This window comes from Corynebacterium sp. HMSC069E04, assembly GCF_001813175.1.
Taxonomy (GTDB): Bacteria; Actinomycetota; Actinomycetes; order Mycobacteriales; family Mycobacteriaceae; genus Corynebacterium; species Corynebacterium aurimucosum.
The window spans coordinates 1-9,139 of sequence record NZ_KV811685.1; the positions used below are offsets into that span (position 1 = coordinate 1).

Sequence of the window (9,139 nt, forward strand, 5' to 3'; positions counted from 1 at the left end):
CTAGGAACAAAACTCGGGGCACTTCAGTTCCAACAGAGGCCTCCCCACCAGGACTCGAACCTAGAATGACCGCGATAGTGGGAAAAGATGGGCACGGTGGAATATGGGGCCACTTCGAAACGCTACTTGTAGGCCGAGAAACCCGTAATCTTCTTGCCCATAATCAGGGACTGCACGGTATCAGTTCCCTCGTAGGTGTGCATGGCCTCGATGTCAGCGAAGTGGCGCGCGATGTCGTTTTCCAGCAGGATGCCGACTCCGCCGAGCATGTCGCGGGCATCAGCGGCAATTCGACGAGCAGCGCGGGTGTTGTGGAGCTTCGCCGCCGAGGCCTGCTCCGGGGCCAAGGTCCCCGCAGTTTCGCGCAAAGAGACCTCACGGCAGGTGAGCATCATTTGGCTCAAATCGAGCACCATATTGGCCAGGCGCTGCTGGATAATCTGCGCTTTCGCCAGCTCGCGACCAAACTGCACGCGCTCCAGCACATACGAGCGGGCAATCTCGTAGCAGGCCACCGCGGAGCCCAGCGCCATCCACGACACACCAATGCGGGTAGCGGTAAGAACGCGAGACACATCCTTGAAGCTGCGGCAGCCCGGCAGTTGGTTGGCGGCGGGGATTCGGCAATCAGTCAACGTAATGTGTGCCTGATGGATAGCGCGCAGGGACAGCTTGCCCTCAATCACCGAAGCCGAATAGCCGGGTGCGTCCTGCGGGACGATGAAACCGCCAACATTGCCGTCCTCCATGCGCGCATAAATGATCGTGATTCCGCCGGAAGCGCCGTTGCCGATCCACTTCTTCTCGCCATTAAGCACCCATTCATCGCCGTCGCGCACCGCGGTGGTCTCCAAAGCAATTGAGTCCGAACCGTGAGCCGGTTCCGTCAGCCCGAAGGCACCAAGCAAAGAGCACGAAGCCATCTGCGGCAAATACAAGGCCTGCTGTTCCGGAGAACCCAACATCGAAATTGAGCGCATGGCCAGCCCAGCCTGCACCGCAATCACCGTGCCCATCGAGGCATCCGCGCGCGTGACCTCCATGAGTGCCAGGCCAGCACCAAGCGTGGACATCTGTTCATGGCCTTCCACCGCCAGGCCATCCGTCATCACGTCCAAGTCGCCCAAGCGCTGAACCAAGTCCAGTGGGTACTCCGCAGCCTGCCAGTGCCGGTTGATCACCGGGGCGGAGTACTCGCGAAACTGCGCTGCACGCTTCCACCCCGCAGCATCGGACTCAGAGAGGCTGTCAAAAACACCCAAGAAATCAGTGGTGGACTCAAAGAGGTTGTGAGACATGGTGAGTTCTCCAATAAACAGGCAATACGAATGGCTATTAGCCCTAATTGTGACCTGACTCTCCATTGGCTGTCAAATGCCTCACACATAACGTGACACGACCACACACAACGCGGCATGACCACGCAAGGACAGTCACCAGACAAACCAGCCCCCAACCGTCCCCCACACCCCACATCGCAGGTACACTAACCACCATTAGCTCATTGAGGAGGACGCCCACCATGGCCAACCAGAGACGCCGCGACCAAATCGCCGCCGCCGCACTCGACCTCTTTGACCAGCGCGGCTACCACGCCACCGGCATGGAGGACATCGCCAAGGCCGTCGGCATGCGCGCCTCCAGCCTGTACAACCACTACTCCTCCAAACAGGAGCTCCTCGCTGAAGTCACCATCACCGCCATGGAGGATCTCCTCCGCGCCAACGCCGCCTGCCTCGCCGGGCTCAGCGATCCCCGCGACAAGCTCGTCGCCACCATGAAAGCCCATGTCATCTACCATGCCACCCATGCTCGGCGCGTCCGCGTGGTCAACAACGAGCTCACTAACCTCGAAGAGCCCCACAAGTCCGTCGTCCTGCAGCTACGCCGCGACTATGTCGCGCGCTGGATGGCCGTGGTCAACGAAGGCGATTTCCACGCGGAGAACCTCAAAATCGCCTGCTGGGCGCTCATCGATATGGGCATCGGTGTGGCCCAATGGTTTAGCCCCGACGGTGATTACACCGCCGAGGCTTTAGGAGACATGTACGGCCAGTTCGCCCTGCGCCAACTTACCTAGGGCGCACAGCCAATCTGCTGCTCTTCCTCACGCCCATCCGGGTACTGCACGCGCACGCGAGAGTAAACCTCGGCATGGTAGCCGCACGCCACGCGCTTATCGACGACCACCTTCACCCGATCCTCATTGAATGTGCCTTCCGCGCAGTTTGGGTCACAGTCATTTTCGATGGCCACGCCCTCTGCCTCTGCGGAGTCGGCTCCCCAGCGCTGCCAGTCCAATTCGTTGACCAGGTAATTATTGTCAGCGCACGCTAGCGAAATGCGGTCCGGGCCCTCCAGGCCTGTGACGGAGACGCAGTCCAAGATCGCGGTGGCATCGATGGTGGTTTCCACGTCCGGGCCTACGAGGCCGACCACGCGCACCAGTTGGCCGGTCGCAGGCAAGACGGAGAAGGAGACGCGGTCAGAATCACGAATCACGGTGACCAGCTGGTCCTCGCCTTCGCCCTCAACAGTGCCGACCTCATTGCCTTCCGCATCCGCCAGCATGTCATAAGCAATCTTCTGCTGCTCGCTACTCAGGCCCGGCTGGAGCAGCAGCTCCAGCGCTCCGAGGGCGTGGTTCGGGAAGGAATCCGCCAGCTTCTCCAACCCAGCGCGATCGGTCGCAACGACGAGGTCTTCTGGGTTGATGGAGGGCTGCGGATCAAAGCCCGGGACCTCTCCCTGCGAGGAGACCTCCACGGCACCGCCGGCATCCACCGCATATTCGGTGATCGCGGTGGCATCGCCGAGGGTATCGACGCGCTTCATGTATTCCTTCGCGGTCACGCCTTTATCCACGGCATCGGGCTGGGTGGCCGCAGCTTCGCCGGCTTGCGTCAGAATCTCCGCAGCCGAGGCCACGGGCTCCGAGTTGTTGAGCAACGGGAAGGCGCCACCGATGAGCGCAAGCACCGCGACGGAGGCCGCCGCTATTGTCCACGTGGGACGACGCTTCGTGATCTGTACGAGGGTGTCTTCGGAGCGGGCGAGGGAGGCGTCGTCAAGCGCGGCGTCCGGTACCGGATTGGCGGCGCGGAGTTTGTCGAGAGAGTTAGGCATCGGTTTCTCCTGTGAGTTCGGAAAGGTGGGTACGCGCGCGGTGCAAGCGAACGCGCACGTTATTGCGGGAAATGCCGAGGACCTCGGCGATATCGGGGTGGTCGAGGCCCTCCCACGCATGGAGGGTGAGAATTTCGCGCTCGGCATGCGGCAACTGCATCAACGCGCGAGTGATGTCGAGATTGGCATCGACTGCGTCATAACCGGCATAAGATTCCAGCTCATGGTCGTCGAGGTTCTCCGTCTCCCGCCGGGTGCGGTAGAACTCCCGCATCACATTGCGGGCGATGCCATAGAGCCACGGCAGCGGCGTGCCGCGTAAAGAGTCGAAGCCAGCCCACGCTCGCTCAAACACATCAGCCGCCAGCTCTTCCGCGTGACTCGGTGGGACGCGGCGGCGCAAATAGGCCAGCACCGCCGGGTAATGCTCGCGAAACAGGCGGGAGAATTCCCGCTTACGCGAACCAGGCAAGGTAAGGACAGACACTAAATAACTCCATATTGTTCGTGGGCTCACTGAGTATGTTGCATCAGACAGCCGAGCGTTACAGAAAAGCGCTGAAATGGTTTACTAGTAGAGCTATGGAACCACTCGAGCTTTCCGCCCTGATGGGCACGCAGTCGCGCACCTACGGCACGCGCAAGATCACCAAGGACATGATCTCAGCACCCGTGCACGTGGCTATTGCGCTGTGGGATGAGCGCTGGGATTCCGCCGAGAACGGCACGATTGACGGTTGGGTCATCGCCGTTAACACCAAGAAAACGCGCTTCGTGCGCAAGGGCCAGATTCGGAAGGGCGATATCGTTGAGGTAGCCGTCCGCGAATTCGAGAAGGCCACGAAAAGTATTCGAGGGCGCAAATGGATCGTCACTGGGCGCCGGCAAGCGGCACTTCGCGCCGCCCTGGAGGAACGCGGCTATACCGTGACGGGGAGTTTTGCGGAGGAGAATAGGGCGTCGAAAAGCGCTAGCTCCGTGCGTCGCAAGCAGGCCGGGATCACCGCGCGCCGCGCGAAGAAAGAAGGCGAGGCCCCACGCAAGAAGCAGGTAGTAAAGGTAGAGACTCCAAAGGCGCACTGGTGGCCGAACTTCTCGACGGCCTCCTCGTGGCCCATAGACGCCACCGTGCGCATCGCCACGGATGCCTCCTCGGACACGGTGTTTAAGGGCTCCATGTGCTTCGTGGCCAGCAATGGTGACTACCGGTTGCGCACGCGCAAGACGACGGCCAGCACCGATGAGCTTGAGCTCGAATCCCTCACGTTGGCGTTGAAGTACCTGCTCAAGGTTGGTGCGACCAAGGCGATCATCGAGTCAGACTCCGTCGCCGCATTAGAAGCGGTGGAGCAGATTCGGCAGAAGGGCTCGAAGGCGATGCGCTCCCGCGGGGTGTGGCGGGGGCTGTCTTCAGGTTCGCGCTCGCGATTCCAGCAAGCGTGGAATGACGTGGAGGGAGTCTGCGCGGTGACCATCCGTCGGGTGATGGGGCATGCGGGTGACCCGCTGAACCGCGCAGCGGACCAAATTGCATACATGGGCCTGCGGGCGATTGCGCATCCGATGAAGCAATCACGGGCAACGCTGAAAGAAGGCATCCGGAAGACGCTGGCCAAGCTCTAATTCGGGGTTCGGTGTACTAGTGGCCTAGTGTGAATCGCATGAGCAATCCCTTTGACTCCAACCCTTTCGAGGAGCCGGCCAAGCCAATCAACGGCCGCGGGGCTAATCCCTTCGCGGAGCCCGCGCGCGAATCCTACGCGGCGCCTTCTGCGAATCCTTCTGTAGAGCGTTTCGCGGATCCGGCCGCGGAGCCTTCTGCTGAACCTTTCACTGAGCCTGAGCGCGCCTACGCACCGGCGCCGATGCAGGACTATTCCCTTGAACAGCACGCACCGGGCGGCACGATCCACAGCTTCTCCCTGTTCAAAGGGCTTTTGAGTCTGTTTTCGGTCCTCGTAGGCTTCACCGGAATTACTGATGGCGATGTAGCCATGGGCATCGGCTTCGCCTTGCCTGGAACGTGGTACTTCCTCAAGTCGCTGCAGCAGAAGGCCAACCCGACCACTCCGCAAAAGCGCCACTGGTTTGTCGTTTGGATGATTGCCATCGTGCTCATGTTCTTCGGCGCCTAGCCACCACCCGCCGCCACACAATGCGCAGCAGCGAATGCGGCGTCGCCACCACCTCGCGCAGGTAGTTCCACCAGCGGTCTTTCCGCGGGGTCCGCACGCCGTGCATGTGAACGCGAATCCCTAGGTGCCCGGCCCACATGCGGGTGCGCAGCACGTGGAAGTCATTGGTCACAACGCGGAAATAGGTGTATTCCGGGCACAGCGCATGGGCGCGCTCGAGGTTCTCGTTGGTGCTGGTAGCGAGTGGTTCGAGGAGAATCCTCTCCGGATTAACGCCCCGCTCGATGAGGTAGCGCGCCATCGGCTCCGCCTCCCCGTAGCCGGTCACGATGATTGGCTCCTCCGGCAACAGGCGAGACAACACCACCGCTCGGTCCAACCGGCTACACAGCAGCGGACCAGGCTCGCCGCCCTCGACGCGCGCGCCCAACACCAGAAGCGGAAACTGCATGCCCGCTAGCTTAGCGTGCATACTGGGCAGCATGAGCATGTGCGTAGTTGGTTCCATCAACGCTGACCTCGTGGTCCACGCCGCGCGGCATCCCCAACCGGGCGAAACCCTCTTGGGGCACGGCGGCGCCATCACCGCGGGTGGCAAAGGAGCAAACCAGGCGGTCGCGGCTGCCCGGCTGGGCGCACAGGTGAGCTTCGTCGGCGCGGTGGGCAGCGATGCTTATGCCGCGCCCGCGATGTACTACTTGCAGGCCAGCGGCGTGGACCTCACCCACGTCGAGGCCAGCGAAGAGGTAACAGGTTTAGCCGTCATTACCGTGGATGAGCAGGGTGAAAACACCATCATCGTGGTGCCAGGTGCTAATGCGCTTGTCAGCGATTCATTCGTCACCACGCACTCCTCCCCTATCACCGCATCAGACCTCATTTTGCTCCAAGGCGAGATACCGGCGGAGGGTTTTGCACAAGCTGTCGAGCTGGCGAAGGGACGAGTCGTGGTTAATCTCGCCCCGGTCATCGAAGTTGATAAGCAAGCTCTCCTGCATGCCGATCCGCTGCTGGCCAATGAACACGAAGCCGGTCTCATCTTGGAGCAGCTGGGGTTGAGCGGCCAGGGCGCGCCAGCGGAGCTAGCGCAGCGCTTAAGGGAGGCCGGCTTCGCCTCGGTGGTTCTCACGCTGGGCGCGCGGGGCGCTTGTGGCCGAGGGGGCCGAGCTTATCGACGTTCCCTCCCCACGCGTCACCGCCGTCGATACGACCGGCGCGGGCGATGCCTTCGCCGGCGCGCTGTGTGCCCGCTTGCTGGAGGGCGATTCGCTGGTGGATGCCGCGCGCTTCGCCGCGCGGGTCGGGGCCTTTACCGTCACGGGCTCCGGCGCCCAGGCCTCCTACCCGGATCTGACAAGCGAGTTGCCCGGTTAAAGCCGCGTCTTATTCGCCGAGGAGTTGGGAACGCAGGTTCTCATCCTTCTTTTCTACTTCGGCGGCCATGTTCTCTTGGTAGGCTGCCATCTTCTCCACCAGTGCTGGGTCACCCGCGGAGAGGATGCGCACGGCAAGCAGGCCCGCATTCTTCGCACCGCCGATGGATACGGTTGCCACCGGCACCCCACCCGGCATCTGCACGATGGACAGCAGTGAATCGAGACCATCGAGATCCTTCAACGCGCGCGGGATGCCGATGACCGGCAGCGGCGTGGCCGCGGCAACCATGCCTGGCAGGTGGGCCGCACCACCGGCACAGGCGATGATGGCCTTGAGCCCGCGCTCGTGGGCAGACTTGGCATACGCCAGCATCTTTTCTGGGGTGCGGTGCGCACTGACGACGCCCACCTCAAAGGGCACGCCGAACTCGGCGAGCACTTCGGCTGCGGGCTTGACGGTGGGCCAATCGGAATCGGATCCCATGATCAGTCCGACGAGTGGTTCCATGAAAAATCTCCTTCTTTACTAGCGTTTAAGCTCGCTGCGGGCTTAAGAGTGCGCAGTGGTCTGAAGAGTGCGCTGTGGGCTTAAGAGTGCGCAGTGGGCTTACGCCCACTGCGCGTGGACGAGGAAGTGGGCGGCATCGTGGGCGATGCGGCGGGTTTCCTCCACGTCCTCACCAACGACGTTGACGTGGCCGATCTTGCGACCCGGCTGGTGGTCCTTACCGTAGAGGTGGATCTTCGCTTGCGGGTAGCGCTCCATGACTTCACGGACGCGCTGCGGCATGGGCATCTGCGGATCCTCCTCAGCCCCCAGCACATTGGCCATGACCGTTACGGGTTCCAATGGCGCGGTGGAGCCCAGCGGCAGGTCCAGCACGGCGCGCAGGTGCTGCTCGAACTGCGAGGTCACGCAGCCATCCTGCGTCCAGTGGCCGGTGTTGTGCGGGCGCATGGCCAGCTCGTTGACCGCAATATCTTCTTCCACAACCGCTCCCGGGGCACCCGAAGCGGACGCGATGATGCAGCCGGCGTCTTGCTTCGTGGCGAAGGCGAAGAGCTCCACTGCCAGCACACCCGTAACGCCCAGCTCTGTGGCTACCTTGATGCCCACCTGCATGGCGCGCTCCGCGAGCGCTGCCGACAAGTTCGGGGCTGGGGCAAAAGCCTCGGCGCAGATGCCGTCTCGCTGCACGGACTCGGTGACCGGCCAGGCTTTGACCTCGCCGGAGGGGCGGCGGGCGACGAGCACGGACAGCTCGCGAGTAAGAGCCACTTTTTCCTCAGCCATAAGCGGAGTACCAGCGGCGAGGAGCTCCTCTACCAGCGGCTCCAGCCCCTCCGCTGACGGGAACCACACGCCATGGCCGTCGTAGCCGCCGCGGCGGGCTTTGAGGCACACGTGTCCGTCGACAAGCGCGGCGAAATCCCGCGCATCCTCCACCGATTCAATAGCGGCAAAGCGTGGCACCGGGGCGCCCAGCTCAGCCAGCTTCTGGCGCATGAACAGTTTGTCCTGCGCGTAGAGGAGAGCGGAAGGCTGGGGCTGGACGTTGAGGCCGTCGGCGATAAGACGCTCGACGTGCTCCGTCGGGACGTGCTCGTGCTCAAAGGTAATTGCATCCGCGCCTTCCGCGGCGGCGGTGAGCACGTCGAGATCGTGGTAGTCACCGAGCACCACATCCGGGATCACCTGTGCGGCGGACTTGTCTGGCGCGGAGGCCAGCACGCGCAAGCTGATGTCGAGCTCTGCGGCGGCCGGCTGCATCATGCGTGCAAGCTGGCCGTCTCCATAAACAGTAACGAGGGGTTTGTGTTGTTCACTCACCCTTTCAATACTAGCCTTGGGGCCATGATCGTCCGGCATACCATCTTTCAGAACTCCCTCATGACCGCGCTGTTGGATGGCATTTACGACGGCGAAATGACCATCGGCGAGCTCTTGGGCAAAGGCAATTTTGGCATCGGCACCTTCGATGCGCTGGATGGGGAGATGATTATCCTCGACGGCGTGTGCTACCAGCTACGCGGCGATAGCACCGCGACGGTAGCGGACTTGGACCAGGGAACCCCCTTCGCGGTGGCCACGAACTTCGTCCCCCGTATTAAGGTGGCCGCGCCCAAGGGATTGAAGCGCGAGGAGCTTTCGGCCTTCATCGATGAAGTCGAGCCTTCCGCCAACTACATGTACGCGGTGCGAATCACCGGACGCTTCAGCAACGTGGTTACCCGCACGGTGGTCAAGCAGAGCAAGCCTTATCCGCCGATGGCGCAGGCCGTGGGCGGCGATAAGGAACTGCGCTTTGAAAACGTCGAAGGCATCATCGGTGGTTTCCGCACACCGGTGTTTGAGAAGGGTATTTCGGTGCCGGGCTGCCACGTGCACTTTATTGACGCTGCGCGCACCTCCGGCGGGCACGTGCTGGACTACACGGTGGATGAGGCCACCATTGAGCTCTGCCCTGGCACGTGTCTGGTTCGGAGACATCGTTCCGCATG

Annotated in this window: 10 protein-coding genes and 1 pseudogene; 5 read left to right on the forward strand and 6 right to left on the reverse strand. The window is 62.2% G+C overall.

The window, feature by feature from the left end; all coding sequences use genetic code 11:
• Nucleotides 1–122: 122 nt before the first annotated feature.
• Complete coding sequence (locus HMPREF2896_RS07575; RefSeq protein WP_070718876.1) at nt 123–1,298, reverse strand: acyl-CoA dehydrogenase family protein; 1,176 nt, start codon at nt 1,296–1,298, stop codon at nt 123–125.
• A gap of 224 nt (nt 1,299–1,522) precedes the next feature.
• Here HMPREF2896_RS07575 and HMPREF2896_RS07580 point away from each other — a divergent pair, with 224 nt between their 5' ends.
• Nucleotides 1,523–2,080: a TetR/AcrR family transcriptional regulator gene (locus HMPREF2896_RS07580; protein WP_046647001.1), complete on the forward strand. Its 558-nt coding sequence runs from the start codon at nt 1,523–1,525 to the stop codon at nt 2,078–2,080.
• Here HMPREF2896_RS07580 and HMPREF2896_RS07585 read toward each other — a convergent pair.
• Nucleotides 2,077–3,126, reverse strand: a complete 1,050-nt coding sequence (locus HMPREF2896_RS07585; protein ID WP_070718878.1) for a hypothetical protein — start codon at nt 3,124–3,126, stop codon at nt 2,077–2,079. The two genes, HMPREF2896_RS07580 and HMPREF2896_RS07585, sit on opposite strands and share 4 nt — an antisense overlap.
• Nucleotides 3,119–3,613 carry an RNA polymerase sigma factor gene (locus HMPREF2896_RS07590; protein WP_010189329.1) on the reverse strand — a complete coding sequence of 165 codons (495 nt, stop codon included), beginning with the start codon at nt 3,611–3,613 and terminating at the stop codon, nt 3,119–3,121. Before HMPREF2896_RS07590 ends, HMPREF2896_RS07585 begins: the two co-directional genes overlap by 8 nt.
• A gap of 95 nt (nt 3,614–3,708) precedes the next feature.
• Here HMPREF2896_RS07590 and HMPREF2896_RS07595 point away from each other — a divergent pair, with 95 nt between their 5' ends.
• Together HMPREF2896_RS07595 and HMPREF2896_RS07600 are read left to right on the forward strand one after the other, a co-directional pair.
• Nucleotides 3,709–4,749 (forward strand): RNase H family protein, encoded by a 1,041-nt coding sequence (locus HMPREF2896_RS07595; RefSeq protein WP_070718881.1) that lies wholly within the window; start codon nt 3,709–3,711, stop codon nt 4,747–4,749.
• A 38-nt stretch (nt 4,750–4,787) separates the two neighbouring features.
• A complete protein-coding gene (locus tag HMPREF2896_RS07600; RefSeq protein WP_070718884.1) occupies nt 4,788–5,261 on the forward strand; it encodes a hypothetical protein in 474 nt (157 codons plus the stop codon).
• Here the strand turns inward: HMPREF2896_RS07600 and HMPREF2896_RS07605 are convergent.
• Entirely contained in the window at nt 5,242–5,712 is a 471-nt protein-coding gene (locus HMPREF2896_RS07605; protein ID WP_246824007.1) for a YdcF family protein, read from the reverse strand. The genes HMPREF2896_RS07600 and HMPREF2896_RS07605 overlap by 20 nt on opposite strands.
• Nucleotides 5,713–5,743: 31 nt before the next feature.
• Here HMPREF2896_RS07605 and HMPREF2896_RS07610 point away from each other — a divergent pair.
• Nucleotides 5,744–6,635 (forward strand): annotated as a pseudogene (locus HMPREF2896_RS07610) (ribokinase).
• Between the two features lie 9 nt (nt 6,636–6,644).
• Here the strand turns inward: HMPREF2896_RS07610 and purE are convergent.
• Together purE and HMPREF2896_RS07620 are read right to left on the reverse strand one after the other, a co-directional pair.
• On the reverse strand, nt 6,645–7,145 hold the full coding sequence (purE, locus tag HMPREF2896_RS07615; RefSeq protein WP_046647007.1) for a 5-(carboxyamino)imidazole ribonucleotide mutase: 501 nt from the start codon (nt 7,143–7,145) through the stop codon (nt 6,645–6,647).
• Between the two features lie 99 nt (nt 7,146–7,244).
• Nucleotides 7,245–8,507 (reverse strand): 5-(carboxyamino)imidazole ribonucleotide synthase, encoded by a 1,263-nt coding sequence (locus HMPREF2896_RS07620; RefSeq protein ID WP_083311467.1) that lies wholly within the window; start codon nt 8,505–8,507, stop codon nt 7,245–7,247.
• Here HMPREF2896_RS07620 and budA point away from each other — a divergent pair.
• Nucleotides 8,493–9,139, forward strand: a 647-nt coding sequence (budA, locus tag HMPREF2896_RS07625) for an acetolactate decarboxylase (RefSeq protein ID WP_070718891.1), incomplete at its 3' end; no start/stop codon positions are given. The two genes, HMPREF2896_RS07620 and budA, sit on opposite strands and share 15 nt — an antisense overlap.

Bases quoted from the DNA above. Each gene is read 5' to 3' on its own strand.
- HMPREF2896_RS07580 (WP_046647001.1), top strand. From the start codon at position 1,523: ATGGCCAACCAGAGACGCCGCGACCAAATCGCCGCCGCCGCACTCGAC.
- HMPREF2896_RS07605 (WP_246824007.1), bottom strand. From the start codon at position 5,712: ATGCAGTTTCCGCTTCTGGTGTTGGGCGCGCGCGTCGAGGGCGGCGAG.
- purE (WP_046647007.1), bottom strand. From the start codon at position 7,145: ATGGAACCACTCGTCGGACTGATCATGGGATCCGATTCCGATTGGCCC.
- HMPREF2896_RS07595 (WP_070718881.1), top strand. From the start codon at position 3,709: ATGGAACCACTCGAGCTTTCCGCCCTGATGGGCACGCAGTCGCGCACC.
- HMPREF2896_RS07620 (WP_083311467.1), bottom strand. From the start codon at position 8,507: ATGCCGGACGATCATGGCCCCAAGGCTAGTATTGAAAGGGTGAGTGAA.
- HMPREF2896_RS07575 (WP_070718876.1), bottom strand. From the start codon at position 1,298: ATGTCTCACAACCTCTTTGAGTCCACCACTGATTTCTTGGGTGTTTTT.
- HMPREF2896_RS07600 (WP_070718884.1), top strand. From the start codon at position 4,788: ATGAGCAATCCCTTTGACTCCAACCCTTTCGAGGAGCCGGCCAAGCCA.
- HMPREF2896_RS07585 (WP_070718878.1), bottom strand. From the start codon at position 3,126: ATGCCTAACTCTCTCGACAAACTCCGCGCCGCCAATCCGGTACCGGAC.